Below are 18,338 nucleotides of genomic sequence, written 5' to 3'. Positions count from 1 at the left end.
GCCTGCGCTCACCGGGCATGGCTAAGCGCTTGCTCATTCCCCTTCGAAGTTACCGGTCGGTCACGGAGCTGTCCAGGGTGATGCTGAGCACGCGCGGGCGGGTCAGGTGGGGGCCGGGTCAGCCCGTGGCAGGCCGGGACCGTTCGGCTCCGGGGCGTTGTCAGTGGCGTGGTGCAGGATCGGTGGGGAGCGGGCCGGTGGGCGCGGACGGGTGTGGAGGGGCATCGTGGCGATCACGAACCGACAGGTGGCGGAGCACGCGTTCCTGCTGCCGCTGTACGAGGACGACTACTTCCCGGACCACGTCCTGGACCGGGGCCGGGCGGTGCTTCTGCGCCTGTGCGAGCGGATCGAGGCCGAGCGCCCGGCGGACCTGGCGGCACTGTACCGGCTGACCGAGGGGGCGACCGAGGAGTTCAACGCCCTGGAGGCGGAGTTCGAGGCGGCGGGCAGCGAGATCGAGACGGTGGCCCGGGAGGAGATAGGCGGGGCGTTCTGGTTCATCGCCCGGGCGTACGGCTTCGAGGACGCGGACGGGGAGGAGCTGATCGCGGCCCGGGAGTGGTGAGGGGCGTCAGAGCTGAGGGGGCCCGGCGGCCCCGGGAGCGGTGACGGACCCAGGGGCATCTGGGGCCCGGAGCGGTGTCCGGGAGCGGTGAAGGGGGCGTCAGCCCGTACGCCGCCGCTGCGCGCCGCCGTCCGGGGGGTGCTCCCCCCTGCCGTCCGGGGGGTGCTTGCGCCCCGGGGCCGCCGGACGCTCCTCGTGCCCTGGCGCCGACGGCTCCGGCTCCGCCCGTACGGCGCTGAGCGCGGCGCGGATGGCCTCCACCGCCTCCACGAGCCGGGCGCGTGAGGCCGGTGTCACCTGCGCCAGGACGGCCGCCAGCCGCTCCTCACGCCGGGCTCGCAGCCGGTCGAGGTGGGCCCGCCCCTGCGCGGTCAGCCGCAGCTCGACCTCACGCCGGCTGGCGGTGCTGGAGGACCGCCGTACGAAGCCGATGGCCTCCAGTCGGTCGCACAGCCGGCTCACCGAGGAGGACGCGGCCCCGAGCTCCGCGCCCAGCTGGCGCAGATTGATCCCCTCACGGCGTTCGAGCACGTACAGGACCCGGAGCTGCGGGGCCGACACGGTGACGGACGAGGACGCGTCGGGAGCCCCCGTCCAGTAGACCTCCAGCAGCTCGATGACCCCGCGCATCGCCTCCGCCACATCGCGGAGCCGGTGATCAGGGCCGGATTGCTCTACGCCCATGCTGGAACACCCTCGGTCGAGCTGCGGCCCCGTGGCACGCCTGCGGGCAGGTCATTCCTAGCGTTGACGCCCCAGCCGTTCCGAAACCCATGATTTTTCGTCCGGGCCGCATCCGACCTGTGTCCGGGGCGCCGCAGGGGGCATCCGGCACCGCGTGGGCGCGCGGTGCGGGGGTGTCGAATTCCCGCGAAATGGATCGAAAAACACCCGAGTTCGCAGACATGGCACCGGGGGCCCGGGGCACGAGGCTGGCAGCGGTTGCTCAGGAAGTGGGCACGGCGAGAGCCCGCACCTCCACGAGGTGCGCGGGCCGCTGAACAGAATTCATTCACGTGATCCATTCACGTGCGACCGAAGGAGCTTTCATGTCCGAGAACCTGTGGGGTTACCAGCCGACCGCCGGCCACACCGTCGGCACCGACCTGATCGGCTACAAGGTCGAGGCGACCGACGGCAGCATCGGCAAGGTCGACAAGCACTCCGACGACGTCACGTCCTCGTACCTGGTGGTCGACACCGGCGTATGGATCTTCGGCAAGCACGTCCTGCTCCCGGCGGGCACGGTGAGCCGGATCGACGCGGGCGAGAAGAAGGTCTACATCGACCTCACGAAGGACCAGATCAAGGACGCCCCGGAGTTCGACAAGGACAAGCACATCGGCGACGCGGACTTCCACCGCACGACGGGGGAGTACTACGGGCGCCACCGTCGGGTCTGATGCGACGGCCGGACGCCGGACGGGCGGGGCGGGACGCGATGGTTCGCGTCCCGCCCCGCCCGTGCGCGCGTAGGCGTCCCCCACAGGACCACGGCACAGACGGCGGCGAGCGACGCCAGGCGCGCACCGGCCCCGGCGAGCAGGAACCGCCAAGTGGAGTCACCGCGCCCGAAACCGGCCAGGACGGCCACCGTGCACAGGTACAGCAGGGCCACTGGTCCGGGGTGCGGGAGAGGGCGCTCGCGTACGGCGTACCGATGTTCGTGGGGCCACGGAAGGAACGGGGACCGGCGGTCGGCATGAGCGGTCGTACCCGGTCCGGCCGACCGCATGACACCTCGTGCCGGCCGAATCGCACCCCGTACGGTGACGGCCTCGGCCGGGTCGTGCGGGGGCGCGATCCGGTGCCCCCGCCAAGGCCCCGCGAAACCTGCCGACCGGATCGCACACGGCCGCGACGCGGTGACGCGGGACATCAACTACCTAAAGAACCAAGAGAAAGAACCCACCCCACCCAACCCACCCCGGCGTCCACCTGACAACCCCCGGGGGTTCGTCACTCACACGGGTGAGGTTTGCCAACTGGGCTGGATTTCGTACCGGTTGGCAGGCATATGCTCACGCCACCAGACCACACACATACGTCGGCCCCCGGCCGGGACAGCCATCCCGATCGAGGGCCTGACCACCAAGGAAGCAGAACCCCTTCCCGATGGATACCCAGCAGAATACTGCCCTCACCCGTGCCCTGGCAGAGCTTCCCGGGCCTCTCCCGGCCCGTGGCGTCCTCCACGTCACCATCCGGCACACCGACCGCTTCACCGTCGTCGGCAACGACCTCGCCCAGCACCCCACCCTCAGCACCACCGCCGTGGGCTTCGCCGTACGCATCCAGTCCCTGCCCCAGGGCACCGAAGTCGGCATCAAAGCCCTCGCCGCCCGCTTCCCCGAGGGCGAAAAACTCATCGCCACCGCCCTGCGCGAGCTGGAGGCCCACGGCTACCTGCAACGCGCCCGTACGCGGCTGCCCAACGGCCGGATCGTCACCCGCACGGTCTTCTGCAACCAGCCTGCGGCCCTGTTACGGCCCCGAGCGGCCACAGCGGCAGCCGAGCCGCCGGTACCCCTGCCGCCGCAGCCGCAGCCGCCCCTGCCTCCGGTGCCGCTCCCAGCCCCGGTACCAGAGGCACCCGCAGAACTCCCCGTACCCGTACTCGTACCGCAGACGCCCGACCCGGACCCCGGCCTCGGCCCCGCCCCCACCCCCGTACCGGAGGAACTTCCCCCGCCCACAGCGGCCTTCGCGCCCCGCCTGCCGCCCCCGACCGCACCCAAGCCCCCGCGCCCGCCGCTCCCTCACCCCCGCGAACTCACCCCGGAACTCGCCCGCGCCGCCACCGCGCTCCTCAGCGATCTCCGCAACCACGCACCGCAGTTCATCCTCTCCGAGGCACAGGTCCAGCAACTGGCCCCCGGGGTCGCCGCCTGGCTGGAGCGCGACGCCCACCCCGACACGATCCGCCACATCCTCACCAACAACCCACCCCAGCCCGTCAAATACCCCGCGCACCTCGTCAAGCACCGCCTCACCACCCTCCTCCCGCCACCTCTCCCCGGCACCCTGGAACTCGCCCCGCCCCGCCGCGCACCTGTCACCCCCTTCCAGACCTGTGACGGCTGCGAACGCGCCTTCCGCTCACCCACCCCCGGCCACTGCCGCGACTGCCGCACACGGACCCTGGACCTGCGGGCGGCCGCCTGACTTCTTCGGAGCCATGACGACGGCGCCATGGTTGAGTCCGGGCAGGGTGCGGTGGCCGGTCTGCGGCAGGATCTCGGTGACGACGAGGGACGCGTCGGCACGATTACGGTGAACCGTGCCGTCCTCGAAGTTCTGGTCTCCGACCACATCGGTATGCCCGAGGCGGACGACCAAGACGCATGGCGGGGCCATATTGACCCGCGCCGGACCACCGCCACCGGTGACAGCCATAACCAAAGATCGGCCCAGCCGCTGAATACGCGACACCTCAGTATGCGGGCTCACCAATCCCGAGGCGGGATGGGTCTCTTGCGGCCGTTCATTGGTTGCCGTCCTCATTCTTGTCGGCATCGTTCCGGACGATCTCACAGTCGCTTGAGCCCGACGTACTGGAGGGCTGCGAAGCCGCCGACCGTCAGACTTTGCAGCACGATCCAGGCCGCGCCGACACCAGTCGGAGACAGCGCGCCGGTGATCAGCACCACCAGACTGAGCACCACCCACAGCAGGTTCGTCACGATGACCGCCGTCAGCCCCGTGCGGTTGATCTCCTTACGCGTCCCGATGGCGAGCACTCCCAGCGCGTAAAGGAGCAGGAATGTCCCGACCGGGTACTGGACTGCCGTCGCGATGCCGAAGAAGGAGTCGAGGACCGTGGCGAGTGCCACGTACGCGATGCCGTTGAGGCCGGTGGCCACCGCGTCCAGCTTGAGCGCCATTCTTGCGAATCCGTCGGAGCCCGTCGCTTTCGCGTGGGAGGTGATCCCGTCGTACTGCGTCGAAGCCATGATCGTTTTCCTCTCGTGCACAGGGAGTTGCCCGTATAAGAAGGCGGCCCTTTCGTGGCGCCGCCGGACAGTGCAGAACGTAGGCGGCCCCTCGGGAGGCAAACAATTACCTCCGAGGTAATCAGCCCGGCGCATTCTGCGGCCTGCGCACGGAATTGAGGCTTCCTCTTCTGCCGCCATGATCTGCGCGGGGACTCGCCGCAGTTGAACCCGTGCTGGAGAAGGTCCGCGTGCCCCGCATCGGACCGGTGTCGCCTGGCGCGACGTCCCGGCCGAAACGGTCGGCTGTTCCGGGGTGACGGCCTGGCGTCGGCTTCGGGACTGGACGCGAGGCCGGCGTCTGGCCGCGCCTGCACGCAGTCCTGCTGGCCGAGCTGTGCCGCGCCGAGCTGCTGGATCTTGAGCACTGCGCTGTTGACGGCTCGCATGTCCGGGCTCTGGCAGGGGGGATCAGGTTGGCCCCTCATCGGTCGACCGCACCCGCCCCGGCTGGAGTACTAGCCTTGATCCATGATCACATGCGTCGTGCGGTACACCATCGACCCGGAGAAGATCACGGCCTTCGAGCGGTTCGGCAAGCGCTGGATGGAGCTGGTGCAGGCCCGCGGGGGTACGCACCACGGCTACTTTCTTCCGGCGGAGGGCGCCAGCGACGAGGCCCTGGCGCTTTTCAGCTTCCCCAGCCTGGCCGCCTACGAGGAGTACCGGCATCGCTTCGGCCGGGACCCCGAGTTCATCGCGGCGGACCGTATCCGCGACGACAGCGGATGCGTCCTGCGGTACGAGCGCACCTTCATGCGTCCGTTGCTTCCCGGCGACCTCGCGGCGGCCGACACCGCATCCGCATCCGGGACGGCGGCCGGAGAGCCGGAGCCGCTGCTCTGAGAGCAGGGGCGGCGCCGGGCGGGTATGGCCTGTTGGTACGGTGAGTCGAGCGCGCGTTCGGGACATGTGCGGGGGTCCGGCGCGGGGGAACCGATGCCTGGGTGGTGAGTGTCGAGTGACGCGGTGGAGTGCCCGGAGCAAGGTCATGGCCGCTGTCGCCATCGCGATGGCAGTTCCGGGCCTGTTCGTCGTGGGCGGCTGTCTCGCGCTGCTCTCCGAGCAGCCTGAACGCATCGACCGTTCGCAGATCGTCGGAGTGTGGACCGGAAGCGGCGGTGCGCGGGTGGACCTGCGTGCGGACGGCCGGTTCGAGATGTCCGGGATTCCCCGTAGCGCCATCCGTTTCTCCTTCGTCGACCCGCCTCCGGGCAACGGAAGGCTGTCGGGGAGCGGGACATGGGAACCGGAACAGCTGGGCAGTGTCGAGACCGACACCGTGGAGGCCATCGACCTGGCCATCGATGCCGGTGGGTCGTTCTCCGATCGCAGCCAGATGGCGGAGCTGCGCGTGGCGCGGAGCGGTTGGGACCCGGTGCTCTACTTCGCCGTCAACGTCGACAAGTGGTACGGCTTCGAGGTCTCCAAGTCCGGTTGAGGTGACGGTGGACGGGAGAACGGGGCTGCCCGGAGCCGGACGCGCCGTTCCCCGCTACTCCATGACCAGCACGATCGCCGCCAGCACCACGACTCCGGCCGAGCCGAGGAGCATGCCCACCTGACGTGGCCGGGACGGGTCCCACAGCCGCACGGGTGCGAGGGCCCAACTGCTGGGCCGAGAAGCGTTGTAGAGCACTTCGTACTCATGCCCCTCGACGCATGGGTTCGTCGTCCAGATCGAGTGCCGGGCGCCGCCCGTATCGGTGAACTGGAGATGGAAGGTCTTGCCAGGGCCCCACACATGGCCGCGGCACACCGCAACCGCCCGCACTCCCTTTTTCCTGATTCTCGCGAGAGCGAGCAGTTCAAGGAGTCCCCCGCCGATCGCGGCGACTGCGCCCAGGACGATGACCCCCAACAGGATCAGCACCCCAGCAGTCATCTGCGGATGCTATCCCGCCCCGCATGACCCGATGACCCGATGGCCCGGTGCGGGGCTCCGGTGAACGCCGCAGCCGAGTACTTCCGTACCGGCTCCGCTCCAGGGCGCGGTCGGCAAGGTGCCCCCGGGCGCTTCGGGCTGATCCGGGCCGGCCTCGGCTTGTCACCGCGACGTGAGCCACGCGGCGAGTCCGCTTCCCGTGGCCGTGGCGAGGGCTGCCATCAGCCACCCGGGGATGCGGTCGACGGTCAAGTGCACGGGCCCGCAACGGAATTCCAGGGACGGACGCGGTCTCGTCTTCTGCTTCGTCATGCACCCATGGCAGCAGCCCGCCAGCCCTGCCACCAGGAAGGCAAGGCTTGCCTGGTCCTGGTCCTGGCCCGTTACCGGGCGTGTCGTCCGCCTACTCCCGCCGCAGGGCGAACCACAACTCCGCCCGTACGTCCATGTCGTCCAGGTCCATGCCGAGCAACTCCGCGCACCGCCCGATGCGTTGGCGGACGGTGTTGCGGTGGACGGAGAGGGCCACCGCTGTGCGGTCCCAACTGCCGTGCAGGGAGAGCCAGCAGCGCAGGGTGTCGGCGAGGGGTGGGGTGAGCGGGGCGAGGAGGGCGCGGGCGTGGGCGGCGGCCTGGTCGGGCGGGATCAGGGCGGCCAGGCCCGTGACGGGGGCGTCCACCGTCAGAGGGGTGCGGGTCGCCTCCGCGTGGGCCAGGGCGCGGGCCGCCCGGAGGTCGGCGGCGGCCAGGTCGGAGAGGGGGGTGGGGGAGGAGGCGCCCAGGGTCCAGCCGGGGTGCGGGGCGAGAGGGGAGGGCTCCCGTACGGCATCCCGGGGTTCCCGCGCAGTGCCCTGGGGCTCCCGTACGGCGCCCCGGGAATCCCGTACGACGTCCCCGGGCTCCCGGACCGCCCCCGGAAGCAACACCCGTACCGCGTCCCTGTCCTGCCCCGCGTCCACCAGCGGCGAACCCAGCGACGCCCCCAGTGCCCCGGCCGTGAGCGGGTCCGCCCTCGTGCCGTCCGTGCGGCGGGCGTGCACCACGGTCCAGAGGGGCTCCTCCTCCCGGCGGGCGTGCACCACGGTCCAGAGGGGCTCCTCCTCCCGGCGGGTGTGGACCACGGACCGGGGGGTGTCCTCCTCCCCGGGCCCCGCGCCCGTACCGGCCAGCAGTGGGGCCACCTCGGCGGGCGGGGCGCCGAGCAGCAGCCGTACGAGCGCGGCCGAGCGGTCCGCCGCGTCCGCCCCCTGGTGCGGGGCCGTCAGCAGGGAGAGCAGCACCGCCGCGATTCCCGCCACCGTGTGGTCGCCCGGCTCCCTCCGGTCGGTCGCCAGGGCCAGCGTCAGGCCCTCGCCGCCGCCCAGCGGGTACGCCGACAGATGCGTGTCGCCGTGGGTGTCGGTGGCCGAGGCGGGGGAGCCGGGGCGTTCGCGGGCGACCACGCGGGCCAGGCGGGTCAGCGCCGCCGTCACCTCGGGGGACGGGCGGCGGCCCGCCGCGTGGAGCTCCTCGCCCCTCGCCGTCAGCAGGACCGCCCGGCCGCCCGGCCGCGCCGCCAGCCGGTGCAGGACCGCCGGTACGGGGTCGGGCCGGGCCGCCGCCGTCGCCAGGGCCTGCTGGGCGCGGGTCACCCGGCGCAGCTCGCGGTGGCGGGCCTCGGCCATCAGCCGCCACACTGCCCGCGCGATCGTCGTGAACGGGGTCTCCGGCGGCACCTCCAGCAGCGGCAGGCCGTGCCGGTCGCACGCCTCGACCAGCGCCTCCGGAACGCTCTCGTGCACCGGCCGCACCCCGAACCCCAGCGCCGCCGCCCCCGCCTCCACCAGCCGCGCCACATAGCGCTCCGGGTCCGTGTCCGTGAGCAGCACCCCGGCGCTCAGCAGCAGCTCACCGCCCAGAAGGTACGGGTAGGGGTCGGCCATCTCCGAGGTGTGCACCCAGAGCAGATCGGCGTCGGCCGGGCCCGCGATCCGGCGCAGGCCCAGCTCCTCGCGGGCGAGCAGGGCGGCGAGCGGGACGGGGGGAGTGGGCGGGCCCGGGGCGGGCGGGCCCGGGGTGGTCACGGAGGGCGGTGTGGGCGATGGCATGGATGGTTCGTCCATTCGGGGCGGTTCCGGTGGAGGAAACGTACACTTCTGCCCTGCCCCCGGGCCACCTACCGTCTTCCTCGCACCCGTGTCTGCCCGCACCCCGCACACTGGACACCGTACGAACCCGAAGGAAAGGCACACCCCCATGAGCAGCACCGAATCGCCGCGCGGCCCCGTCGACTCCTCCCGCGTCCCGCGGTACGCCGGACCCGCGACGTTCGCCCGGCTGCCCCGGCTCGACGAGGTCGGGCGGGCCGATGTCGCCGTCGTCGGTGTGCCCTTCGACAGCGGGGTCTCCTACCGGCCCGGCGCCCGCTTCGGCGGCAACGCGATCCGTGAGGCGTCCCGGCTGCTGCGCCCGTACAACCCGGCCCAGGACGCCTCCCCGTTCGCCCTCGCGCAGGTCGCGGACGCCGGGGACATCGCGGCCAACCCGTTCAACATCAACGAGGCCGTCGAGACCGTCGAGGCCGCCGCCGACGACCTGCTGGACACCGGCGCCCGCCTGATGACCCTCGGCGGCGACCACACCATCGCCCTGCCCCTCCTGCGCTCCGTCGCCAAGAAGCACGGGCCCGTCGCCCTGCTCCACTTCGACGCGCACCTGGACACCTGGGACACCTACTTCGGCGCCGAGTACACCCACGGCACCCCGTTCCGCCGGGCCGTTGAGGAAGGCATCCTCGACACCTCCGCCCTCTCCCACGTCGGCACCCGCGGCCCGCTCTACGGCAAGCAGGACCTGACCGACGACGAGAAGATGGGCTTCGGCATCGTCACCTCCGCCGACGTCATGCGGCGCGGCGTCGACGAGATCGCCGACCAGCTGCGCCAGCGCATCGGGGACCGGCCGCTCTACATCTCCATCGACATCGACGTCCTGGACCCGGCGCACGCCCCTGGCACCGGCACCCCCGAGGCCGGCGGCCTCACCTCGCGCGAGCTGCTGGAGATCCTGCGCGGGCTCTCCTCCTGCCACCTGGTCTCCGCCGACCTGGTCGAGGTGGCGCCCGCGTACGACCACGCCGAGATCACCTCCGTGGCCGCCTCCCACACCGCGTACGAGCTGACGACGATCATGTCCCGCCAGATCGCGGCGGAGAAGGCCGCCGGGGACGCCCGGTGAGCCACGATCACGACGACCGGCCGCAGCTCAGCCCCGCCCAGGCCGCCGCCGTACTGACCCCGCCGCCCGGCCGTACCGGCGGTGACCTCGTCGTCGAGTCGCTCCAGGGGCTCGGCGCGACCACCGTCTTCGGGCTGCCCGGACAGCACGCGCTCGGCATGTTCGACGCGCTGCGCCGCTCCTCGCTGCGGTATGTCGGACTCCGCGTCGAGAACAACGCCGGGTTCGCCGCCGACGCGTACGGCCGGATCACCGGTGAAGTGGCGCCGCTGCTGCTCTCCACCGGGCCCGGCGCGCTCACCTCGCTCGCCGCGCTCCAGGAGGCGGCCTCCGCCTCCGCCCCCGTACTGGCGATCGCCAGCCAGGTCCCCACGGCGGGGCTCGGCGGCGGGCGCCACGGCTATCTGCACGAGCTGCGCGACCAGCAGGCATCCGTCCGGGACATCGTGAAGTCCGTGCACACCGTGCGGGCCGCCTCGCAGATCCCGTCCGCGATCGCCGCCGCCTGGGAGTCCGCGCTGACCGCCCCGCACGGGCCGGTCTGGGTGGAGATCCCGCAGGACGTGCTGCTCGCGGAGACCACCCTGCCGGTCGTCAGCGCCATGGACGCCACCCCGCGCGAGCTCTACCCGCGCCCCGAGCTGACGATCGCCGCCGCCCACCTGCTGTCGAACGCCGAGCGGCCGGTGATCATCGCGGGCGGCGGGGTCGTACGGTCCGACGCCTCCGGCAAGCTGCGCGCGCTGGCCGAGCGGATCGACGCGCCCGTCGTCACCACCTTCGGCGGCAAGGGCGCCTTCCCCTGGGAGCACCCGCTCTCGCTGCGCTCCTGGCTGGAGGACCGGCACACCACCGACTTCCTGGAGGACGCGGACGTCCTGCTCGTCGTCGGCTCGGGGCTCGGCGAGCTCTCCTCGAACTACCACACCTTCCGCCCGCGCGGCCGGGTCATCCAGATCGAGGCGGACGCCGGGAAGCTGGAGTCCAACCACCCCGCGCTCGGCATCCACTCCGACGCCCGCGAGGCACTGTCCGACCTGCTGGAGGCCGTCGAGCGCCGCGAGGACCCGGACGCCGCCGAACGCGTACGTACGGTGCTGGAGAAGGTACGGGTCCGGATCGAGGCGCAGGACCTCACCCTGGAGCAGCAGGTCCTCGCCGCCGTCCGGCAGGCGCTGCCCGACGGATCGCCCAGCTTCTGGGACATGACGATCCTGTCCTACTGGGCCTGGTCCGCCTTCGACGCCCGGCGCCCCAACACCATGCACTCCGCCCAGGGCGCGGGCGGCCTCGGCTACGCCTTCCCGGCGGCCATCGGCGCTGCCGCCGCCGACCCGACCACTCCGGTGCTCGCGGTCTCCGGCGACGGCGGGGCGATGTACTCGATCGCGGAGCTGGCCACCGCGCGGCAGTACGACGCGCCGCTGACCTGGCTGATCGTGGACGACGGGGGCTACGGCATCCTGCGCGAGTACATGACGGACGCCTACGGCGAGACGACGGGGACCGAGCTGGCCCGCCCGGACTTCGTCGCCCTCGCCGAGTCCTTCGGCGTACCGGCCGTCCGGACCACTCCGGAGTCGCTCGCCGCGGATCTCGGCAAGGCCCTGGCCACCCCGGGGCCGTCCGTCGTCGTGTTTCCGGCGCTGCTGCGGATGTTCGAGCCGACGCATCTGTAGGGCGGGCGGGGGCGGAGACCCTCAGCCCGTGGCCGCCGTCCTCTCCGCGCCCGTGTCCACCTCTGCCTCCGCTGCGGCGGTGGAGGCGGGCTCCGGGGCGGCCTGCTCCGAGGGGGCACCGTCCAGATCGGTGAACGTCACGCGGATGCTGCTCCCGAACAGCTCCAACCGGAACACCGCGTCCATGGCGCGGGCCAGCCGAGCCAGCAGCGGCACGGTGGGGACCGTGCCGCCGAGCTCCAGCTTCGAGACCTGCGGCTGCTTCATACCGGCGCGCCGGGCCAGCTCGGTCTGCGAGAGGCCGAGAGCGACCCGGCGGTCGTACACGGCCTGCCCGAGGTCGAACGCGAGAGAGATCTCCTCGCGCCGCCGCTCCACCTCGGGGGCCTCGGCGATCCCCTGGGCGACTTTCTCGTCGCGGGCGAGCTTCCAGCGTGCGTGGCTGACCATTACCGCTTCTCCTTCTCCTCGTCGGCTGTGCGCGTGAACACATCGTGAGCCGGTTGGTGCTCGCTCGCGCAGAGCGCCTTGGCACGTTTGGCGCGGGCGACCTCGGCCGTCTCCCGCTGCCGGGTCTTGCGGAAGACGGTAAGCAGAACGATCCGGCGATCCGGTGCGAGCCAATACGGAATCCGGGTCGCGAACCCCCGTCGGCCGAGGCTGAACCGCAGCTCGCGGACGCCGTCGCCGAGGTGCCGGGAGTACGGCTCCCCGAGGGTCGTGGGGTGCTCCCGCAACAGCTCGGCGACGTGCTCGACCACGAGGAAGTCGTTGTACGGCAGGTTCATCAGCCACAGCCGAACCTCGGGTTCGATCTCGATCACATAGGGCGTATCCATACATCGAAACGTATAGATGCTTCAGTGTATGGCGCCTGCCTTCTCTCCGCAGTCACCCGCAAGGGTGATCCCTTCCGGATGGTTGCCATGGCTCCCTCCGCGCCCCCGATTTGTTGCGGAGGGATGAAATCCGCTCCCCGCGCTGTTGGTGCCTTCCGGAAGATCGGGTCGGACGTGCGGGAGCGGGAGGCAACGCGTGACGGGCGCAGAGCGACAGGGGTGGGGCCGGCGGCTGACCGGGTACGCGTGGCGGTACCGGCGCAACGTCCTGCTCGCGCTCGGCTCCTCGCTCGCCGGGATGGCCGTCATGGCCCTCGTCCCGCTGATCACCAAGGTGATCATCGACGACGTCGTCACCGACCGCACCCGCTCGCTCGCGCTCTGGACCGGCCTCCTCGTCGGCGCCGCCGTCCTCGTCTACATCGCCACCTACATCCGCCGCTACTACGGCGGCCGGCTCGCCCTCGACGTCCAGCACGACCTGCGTACGGACATGTACGCGACGATCACCCGGCTCGACGGCAAACGGCAGGACGAGCTCTCCACCGGGCAGGTCGTCGGCCGGGCCACCAGCGACCTCCAGCTCATCCAGGGGCTGCTGTTCATGCTCCCGATGACCATCGGGAACATCCTGCTCTTCCTCATGTCCCTGGTGATCATGGCGTGGCTCTCCCTGCCGCTCACCCTCGTCGCCCTCGCCGTCGCCCCCGCCCTCTGGCTCATCGCCCGCCGCTCCAAGGCCCGGCTCTTCCCCGCCACCTGGTACGCCCAGGGCCAGGCCGCCGCCGTCGCCGGGGTCGTCGACGGGGCCGTCTCCGGGGTCCGGGTCGTCAAGGGGTTCGGGCAGGAGGACCAGGAGACCGGCAAACTCCGCGAGGTCGGCCGACGGCTCTTCGCCGGGCGGCTGCGCACCATCCGGCTGAACTCCCGCTACACCCCCGCCCTCCAGGCCGTGCCCGCGCTCGGCCAGGTCGCCATGCTCGCCCTCGGCGGCTGGCTGGCCACCCGGGGCGAGATCACCCTCGGCACCTTCGTCGCCTTCTCCACCTACCTCGCCCAGCTCGTCGGCCCGGTCCGGATGCTCGCCATGGTCCTCACCGTCGGCCAGCAGGCCCGCGCCGGGGTGGAACGCGTCCTGGAACTCATCGACACCGAACCCTCCATGACGGACGGGACGAAGGAGCTGCCCGCCGACGCCCCGGCCGGGATCGAGTTCGACGACGTACGGTTCGGGTACGAGGATGACCGGCCCGTCCTCGACGGGTTCTCGCTCACCGTCGAACCCGGCGAGACCGTCGCGATCGTCGGCGCCTCCGGCAGCGGCAAGTCCACCGTCTCGCTCCTGGTGCCCCGCTTCTACGACGTCTCCCACGGCGCCGTCCTGATCGGCGGCCACGACGTCCGCGAGCTCACCCAGGCGTCCCTGCGCTCCGCCATCGGGCTCGTCCCCGAGGACAGCTTCCTCTTCTCCGACACCGTCCGCGCCAACATTGCCTACGGCTTCCCCGACGCCACCCAGGAGCAGATCGAGCAGGCCGCCCGCGCCGCCCAGGCCCACGGGTTCATCACCGAGCTGCCCGACGGGTACGACACCACCGTCGGCGAGCACGGCCTCACCCTCTCCGGCGGCCAGCGCCAGCGCGTCGCCCTCGCCCGCGCCATCCTCACCGACCCCCGGCTCCTCCTCCTGGACGACGCCACCTCCGCCGTCGACGCCCGCGTCGAGCACGAGATCCACGAGGCGCTGAAACAGGTGATGGCGGGGCGCACCACCCTCCTCATCGCCCACCGCCGCTCCACCCTCCAGCTCGCCGACCGCATCGCCGTCCTGGACGGCGGGAAGCTCGCCGCGACCGGCACCCACGATGAGCTGGAGCGCACCTCCGCCCTCTACCGCCGCCTCCTCACCGACCCGGACGAGCTCGGCGGTACGTCCCCGGGCCACCGGCCGGTGCGCGCCGAGGCCGACCCCGACGGCGGCCGGGCCCTCCAGCAGGAGCTGGACGCCGAGTTCGACGCCGAGCGCGGCATCACGCCCCAGCTCTGGATTCGCAAGGAGGAGGAGCGGGGCGCCTCGGTCGCCGGGATGCCCGCCACCCCCGAGCTGCTCGCCCAGGTCGAGGCCCTGCCGCCCGCCACGGACACCCCGCAGGTCGACGAGGCGCGCGCCGTGCGGCCCGAGGAGTCGTACGGGCTGCGCCGGCTGCTGCGCGGCTTCGGCGGGGCCCTGCTCCTGGCCCTCGGGCTGGTCGCCGTCGACGCCGGGATGGGCCTGCTGCTGCCGGTCCTCATCCGGTACGGCATCGACGAGGGCGTCACTCAGGTGTCGATCGGCGCGGTGTGGGCGGCCTCCGCGATCGCCCTGGCCGTCGTGCTCGTCCAGTGGGTGGCCCAGACCGGCGAGATCCGGATGACCGGGCGGACCGGCGAACGGGTGCTCTACTCGCTCCGCCTCAAGATCTTCGCCCAGCTCCAGCGGCTCGGCCTCGACTACTACGAGCGCGAGCTGACCGGCCGGATCATGACCCGGATGACGACGGACGTGGACGCGCTCTCCACGTTCCTCCAGACCGGCCTGGTCACCGCCTTCGTCTCCGTCGTCACCTTCTTCGGCATCATGGTCGCCCTGCTCGTCCTGGACATCCAGCTCGCCCTGGTCGTCTTCGCGACCCTGCCCGTGCTGATCGTCGGCACCTTCTTCTTCCGCCGCAGCAGCGTCAAGGCGTACGAACTGGCCCGTGAACGCATCAGCGGGGTCAACGCCGACCTCCAGGAGTCCGTCTCCGGCCTCCGTATCGTCCAGGCGTTCGGCCGGGAGCACGACGGCGCCGCGCGGTACGCCGAGCGCAGCGACGGCTACCGCCGGGCCCGGGTGCGCGGCCAGTGGCTGATCTCCGTCTACTTCCCGTTCGTCCAGCTGCTGGCCTCCGTCGCCGCGGCGGCCGTCATCATCGTCGGCGCGGGCCGTATCGAGGCCGGGACGCTGACCACCGGCGCGCTGGTCGCCTACCTCCTCTACATCGAGCTGTTCTTCGCCCCCGTCCAGCAGCTCTCCCAGGTCTTCGACGGCTACCAGCAGGCCACCGTCTCCCTCGGCCGCATCCAGGAGCTCCTGCGCGAACCCACCTCCACCGCCGACCCGGAGGAGCCGATGGACGTGCTGTCGCTGCGCGGAGAGATCGCCTTCGAGGACGTCTCCTTCGCGTACGGGGACGAGGAAGAGGCCCTCACCGGCATCGACCTGCACATCCCGGCCGGGCAGACCGTCGCCTTCGTCGGCGAGACGGGCGCGGGCAAGTCCACCCTGGTCAAGCTCGTCGCCCGGTTCTACGACCCCACCGCAGGCCGGGTCACCGCCGACGGCACGGACCTGCGCAGGCTCGACATGACCGCTTACCGCCACCGCCTCGGGGTCGTCCCCCAGGAGGCGTACCTCTTCGCCGGTACGGTCCGCGACGCCATCGCCTACGGGCTGCCCGACGCCACCGACGCCCGGGTGGAGGCCGCCGCCCGCGCGGTCGGCGCCCACGACATGATCGCCACCCTGGAGGACGGCTACCTCCACGAGGTCGCCGAGCGCGGCCGCAACCTCTCCGCCGGACAGCGCCAGCTCATCGCGCTCGCCCGCGCCGAGCTCGTCGACCCGGACATCCTGCTTCTGGACGAGGCCACCGCCGCCCTGGACCTCGCCACGGAGGCCCTGGTCAACCAGGCCACCGACCGGCTCGCCGGGCGCCGCACCACGCTGGTGGTGGCCCACCGCCTGACCACCGCCGCCCGCGCCGACCGGGTCGTGGTGATGGACCAGGGGCGCGTCGCCGAGGACGGGACGCACGACGAGCTGCTGGCCCGGGACGGGAAGTACGCCCGGCTGTGGCGCACCTTCATAGGGGAGGGCGTGGGGGAGGACGAACCGGCCGGCGTCTGAAGCGTCCCCGGCCCTTCCCGGTCCCGCGACGCGCCCCGGAACCGATCGTGCAACCTCTCGGGGCTCTGCTGCGTCGTAGCCAGGGACGCACAGGTGCGTACAGACGTCAGGCGGGGGCAAAAGTGTTCGACAGGGCGGCGGGATTCCGGGGACCCCAGGGGCAGGAGAGACCCGGCAGGTCCGGGCGAACCGGAGAGACCGCGGCGGCAGCGGTGGCGGTACGGCCGTTCCCGGCGCGCCTGCTCCTGGCCCGCCTGCTCTTCCTGCCGCTGCTGGCCGGCCTCGGACTCGTCCTCGGTGCCCCGGCCACGGCCGTCGGTGCCGCGTCCGTCTGCTCGGGCCGGCCGGCGAAGACCGTGCCGTTCGCCACGGGGGAGCTGCGGGTCTACAAGAGCCGCGCCCACGCCTGTGCCGTCACCGTCGCCAAGAAACCGGGCAAGCGGCGTTCGATGAGCGTCACGCTCCAGCCGCGCGGCGGACGCGTCGTCAGCGACAGCGGTTCGTACACCAGGATGGCCGGTCCGGTGACCGTGAACGCCCTCAACCGCTGCGTCCGGGCCACCGGATCGATCGCCGGGAAGTCGGTCTCCACCGGCTGGATTCTGTGCTGACCGGCGGCCGGGAAGAAGCGGCCGGAAGGCGTCAGGAAGCAGGACACGCCCAACTGGGTCTGGCGTGGAGTGCGTTGCCCTCGCTAAGTTCACGGCGACTGTTGTGAATGAAGGGGAGGGTGTATGCGCAAGGTGCTCACAGGGGCCCTGTCGCTCGCGGTGCTCATAGGCACAGTGGCGGCGACGGGAGCCTCTGCCGGTGCGGCCACCGCCGCGGAACCGGACGCGAAGAGCAGCGGCGGCGCTGCCGCCATCAGCGCCGAGTCGAGCAGCAAGGACATCAAGGACCGCATCCTGGCGATCCCGGGGATGAGCCTGATCGAGGAGAAGCCCTACGCCGGTTACCGCTACTTCGTCCTCAACTACACCCAGCCGGTCGACCACCGGCGTCCGTCGAAGGGAACGTTCCAGCAGCGCATCACCGTGCTGCACAAGGACACCTCCCGCCCGACGGTGTTCGCCACCAGCGGCTACCACGTCTCCACCAACCCGAGCCGCAGCGAGCCGACGCAGATCATCGACGGGAACCAGGTCTCCCTGGAGTACCGCTTCTTCACCCCGTCGCGCCCGGCGCCCGCCGACTGGTCCAAGCTCGACATCTGGCAGGCGGCCAGCGACCAGCACCGGGTCTTCACGGCGCTCAAGAAGATCTACACGAAGAAGTGGCTGGCCACCGGCGGCTCCAAGGGCGGTATGACCGCCACCTACTTCGAGCGGTTCTACCCCAAGGACATGGACGGCATCGTCGCCTATGTCGCGCCCAACGACGTCGTGGACCGCGAGGACTCCGCGTACGACCGGTTCTTCCGGAACGTCGGAACCAAGGAGTGCCGCGACCGGCTCCAGGGGGTGCAGCGCGAAGCGCTGATCCGCCGGGCCCCGCTCCAGAAGAAGTACAAGGAGGAGGCCGCGGCGGGCGGCTGGACCTTCACCACCACCGGTTCCCTCGACCGGTCCTACGAAGCCACCGTCATGGACTACGTCTGGGCGTTCTGGCAGTACTCCCACCTCAGTGACTGCGACCAGATCCCGGCCGACGCCAGGAACGCCACCGACGAGGAGATCTGGAACTCCGTCGACGGGATCTCCGGCTTCTCCTTCTACACCGACCAGGGCCTGGAGCCGTACACCCCGTACTACTACCAGGCGGGCACCCAGCTCGGATCGCCGGACATCAAGCAGCCCTGGCTCGGCAATCTGAGCCGCTACGGCTACCAGCCCCCGCGCAACTTCGTGCCCCGCTCCATCCCCATGAAGTTCGACCGGGGCGCGATGCGGGACGTGGACAGCTGGGTGAAGAACAACGCCCGGCAGATGATGTACGTCTACGGGGAGAACGACCCGTGGGGTGCGGAGCCCTTCCGGCTCGGGCGCGGGGCAAAGGACAGCCACGTCTTCACCGTGCCGGGCGGCAACCACGGCGCCCGGGTCTCCGGTCTCGTCGACGCCGAGAAGGCGAAGGCCACCGCCGCCATCCAGCGCTGGGCGGGCGTCGCCCCGGCGGCCGTCCAGTCGGACCCGGCGAAGGCGAAGCCGCTGGCGAAGTTCGACACGCGGCTGGACCAGCGCAACGGGGAGATCGAGCGCGGCGACGAGGTCCTGCGCCCGTAGTCCCGCTCCC

General features: G+C 71.6%; 17 protein-coding genes. 10 read left to right on the top strand and 7 right to left on the bottom strand.

The annotated features are described in order from the left end of the window. Positions 1-226: 226 nt before the first annotated feature. Positions 227-568: a hypothetical protein gene (locus B7C62_10540; protein ID ARF72662.1), complete on the top strand. Its 342-nt coding sequence runs from the start codon at positions 227-229 to the stop codon at positions 566-568. Between the two features lie 99 nt (positions 569-667). On the opposite strand, the gene B7C62_10535 is transcribed toward B7C62_10540, so the two are convergent. Then, entirely contained in the window at positions 668-1,252 is a 585-nt protein-coding gene (locus B7C62_10535) for a MarR family transcriptional regulator (GenBank protein ARF72661.1), read from the bottom strand. A gap of 365 nt (positions 1,253-1,617) precedes the next feature. Between B7C62_10535 and B7C62_10530 the strand changes: the two genes are divergently transcribed. Then, positions 1,618-1,971, top strand: coding sequence for a PRC domain containing protein (locus B7C62_10530; GenBank protein ARF72660.1), 354 nt, complete (start codon positions 1,618-1,620; stop codon positions 1,969-1,971). A gap of 712 nt (positions 1,972-2,683) precedes the next feature. Then, on the top strand, positions 2,684-3,733 hold the full coding sequence (locus tag B7C62_10525; GenBank protein ID ARF72659.1) for a hypothetical protein: 1,050 nt from the start codon (positions 2,684-2,686) through the stop codon (positions 3,731-3,733). On the opposite strand, the gene B7C62_10520 is transcribed toward B7C62_10525, so the two are convergent. Both B7C62_10520 and B7C62_10515 read right to left on the bottom strand, forming a co-directional pair. After that, entirely contained in the window at positions 3,668-3,880 is a 213-nt protein-coding gene (locus B7C62_10520; protein ARF72658.1) for a hypothetical protein, read from the bottom strand. The genes B7C62_10525 and B7C62_10520 overlap by 66 nt on opposite strands. A 218-nt stretch (positions 3,881-4,098) precedes the next feature. Beyond that, positions 4,099-4,521: a hypothetical protein gene (locus tag B7C62_10515; protein ARF72657.1), complete on the bottom strand. Its 423-nt coding sequence runs from the start codon at positions 4,519-4,521 to the stop codon at positions 4,099-4,101. Positions 4,522-5,031: 510 nt separating this feature from the next. On the opposite strand from B7C62_10515, the gene B7C62_10510 reads away from it, so the two are divergent. Together B7C62_10510 and B7C62_10505 are read left to right on the top strand one after the other, a co-directional pair. After that, entirely contained in the window at positions 5,032-5,406 is a 375-nt protein-coding gene (locus B7C62_10510; protein ARF72656.1) for an NIPSNAP family protein, read from the top strand. Positions 5,407-5,638: 232 nt separating this feature from the next. Continuing rightward, complete coding sequence (locus B7C62_10505) at positions 5,639-6,001, top strand: hypothetical protein (protein ARF77087.1); 363 nt, start codon at positions 5,639-5,641, stop codon at positions 5,999-6,001. A 54-nt stretch (positions 6,002-6,055) separates the two neighbouring features. Here B7C62_10505 and B7C62_10500 read toward each other — a convergent pair whose 3' ends face one another. Both B7C62_10500 and B7C62_10495 read right to left on the bottom strand, forming a co-directional pair. Then, a complete protein-coding gene (locus tag B7C62_10500; protein ARF72655.1) occupies positions 6,056-6,445 on the bottom strand; it encodes a hypothetical protein in 390 nt (129 codons plus the stop codon). A gap of 403 nt (positions 6,446-6,848) precedes the next feature. Continuing rightward, the gene (locus B7C62_10495) at positions 6,849-8,546 is read right to left on the bottom strand and encodes a hypothetical protein (protein ID ARF72654.1); all 1,698 of its coding nucleotides are present in this window, start codon (positions 8,544-8,546) and stop codon (positions 6,849-6,851) included. A gap of 133 nt (positions 8,547-8,679) precedes the next feature. Here B7C62_10495 and B7C62_10490 point away from each other — a divergent pair, with 133 nt between their 5' ends. Together B7C62_10490 and B7C62_10485 are read left to right on the top strand one after the other, a co-directional pair. Further along, entirely contained in the window at positions 8,680-9,660 is a 981-nt protein-coding gene (locus B7C62_10490) for an agmatinase (GenBank protein ID ARF72653.1), read from the top strand. Beyond that, entirely contained in the window at positions 9,657-11,339 is a 1,683-nt protein-coding gene (locus B7C62_10485; protein ID ARF72652.1) for an acetolactate synthase, read from the top strand. Before B7C62_10490 ends, B7C62_10485 begins: the two co-directional genes overlap by 4 nt. Before the next feature lie 21 nt (positions 11,340-11,360). Here the strand turns inward: B7C62_10485 and B7C62_10480 are convergent, their stop codons facing one another. Then, positions 11,361-11,789 carry a transcriptional regulator gene (locus B7C62_10480; GenBank protein ID ARF72651.1) on the bottom strand — a complete coding sequence of 143 codons (429 nt, stop codon included), beginning with the start codon at positions 11,787-11,789 and terminating at the stop codon, positions 11,361-11,363. Next, the gene (locus B7C62_10475) at positions 11,789-12,178 is read right to left on the bottom strand and encodes an addiction module toxin RelE (GenBank protein ARF72650.1); all 390 of its coding nucleotides are present in this window, start codon (positions 12,176-12,178) and stop codon (positions 11,789-11,791) included. Before B7C62_10475 ends, B7C62_10480 begins: the two co-directional genes overlap by 1 nt. A gap of 196 nt (positions 12,179-12,374) precedes the next feature. Between B7C62_10475 and B7C62_10470 the strand changes: the two genes are divergently transcribed. The 3 genes from B7C62_10470 to B7C62_10460 all read left to right on the top strand — a co-directional run bounded on the left by B7C62_10470 (position 12,375) and on the right by B7C62_10460 (position 18,328). After that, complete coding sequence (locus tag B7C62_10470; GenBank protein ID ARF72649.1) at positions 12,375-16,106, top strand: ABC transporter ATP-binding protein; 3,732 nt, start codon at positions 12,375-12,377, stop codon at positions 16,104-16,106. Positions 16,107-16,345: 239 nt separating this feature from the next. Beyond that, positions 16,346-16,717: a hypothetical protein gene (locus tag B7C62_10465; GenBank protein ARF77086.1), complete on the top strand. Its 372-nt coding sequence runs from the start codon at positions 16,346-16,348 to the stop codon at positions 16,715-16,717. Positions 16,718-16,840: 123 nt separating this feature from the next. Then, the gene (locus B7C62_10460) at positions 16,841-18,328 is read left to right on the top strand and encodes an aminopeptidase (GenBank protein ID ARF72648.1); all 1,488 of its coding nucleotides are present in this window, start codon (positions 16,841-16,843) and stop codon (positions 18,326-18,328) included. The last annotated feature ends 10 nt before the right edge of the window (positions 18,329-18,338 follow it).

The sequence above is a fragment of the Kitasatospora albolonga genome, from assembly GCA_002082585.1.
Taxonomy (GTDB): Bacteria; Actinomycetota; Actinomycetes; order Streptomycetales; family Streptomycetaceae; genus Streptomyces; species Streptomyces stephensoniae.
The sequence above is the reverse complement of the archived record's forward strand: the minus strand, read 5'-3'. Positions and strand labels throughout refer to the sequence as shown.

What these genes read in the sequence shown, in the direction of transcription:
- B7C62_10515 (ARF72657.1), bottom strand. Translation starts at nt 4,521, where the DNA reads ATGGCTTCGACGCAGTACGACGGGATCACCTCCCACGCGAAAGCGACG.
- B7C62_10530 (ARF72660.1), top strand. Translation starts at nt 1,618, where the DNA reads ATGTCCGAGAACCTGTGGGGTTACCAGCCGACCGCCGGCCACACCGTC.
- B7C62_10490 (ARF72653.1), top strand. Translation starts at nt 8,680, where the DNA reads ATGAGCAGCACCGAATCGCCGCGCGGCCCCGTCGACTCCTCCCGCGTC.
- B7C62_10500 (ARF72655.1), bottom strand. Translation starts at nt 6,445, where the DNA reads ATGACTGCTGGGGTGCTGATCCTGTTGGGGGTCATCGTCCTGGGCGCA.
- B7C62_10510 (ARF72656.1), top strand. Translation starts at nt 5,032, where the DNA reads ATGATCACATGCGTCGTGCGGTACACCATCGACCCGGAGAAGATCACG.
- B7C62_10535 (ARF72661.1), bottom strand. Translation starts at nt 1,252, where the DNA reads ATGGGCGTAGAGCAATCCGGCCCTGATCACCGGCTCCGCGATGTGGCG.
- B7C62_10480 (ARF72651.1), bottom strand. Translation starts at nt 11,789, where the DNA reads ATGGTCAGCCACGCACGCTGGAAGCTCGCCCGCGACGAGAAAGTCGCC.
- B7C62_10460 (ARF72648.1), top strand. Translation starts at nt 16,841, where the DNA reads ATGCGCAAGGTGCTCACAGGGGCCCTGTCGCTCGCGGTGCTCATAGGC.
- B7C62_10475 (ARF72650.1), bottom strand. Translation starts at nt 12,178, where the DNA reads ATGGATACGCCCTATGTGATCGAGATCGAACCCGAGGTTCGGCTGTGG.
- B7C62_10495 (ARF72654.1), bottom strand. Translation starts at nt 8,546, where the DNA reads ATGGACGAACCATCCATGCCATCGCCCACACCGCCCTCCGTGACCACC.
- B7C62_10525 (ARF72659.1), top strand. Translation starts at nt 2,684, where the DNA reads ATGGATACCCAGCAGAATACTGCCCTCACCCGTGCCCTGGCAGAGCTT.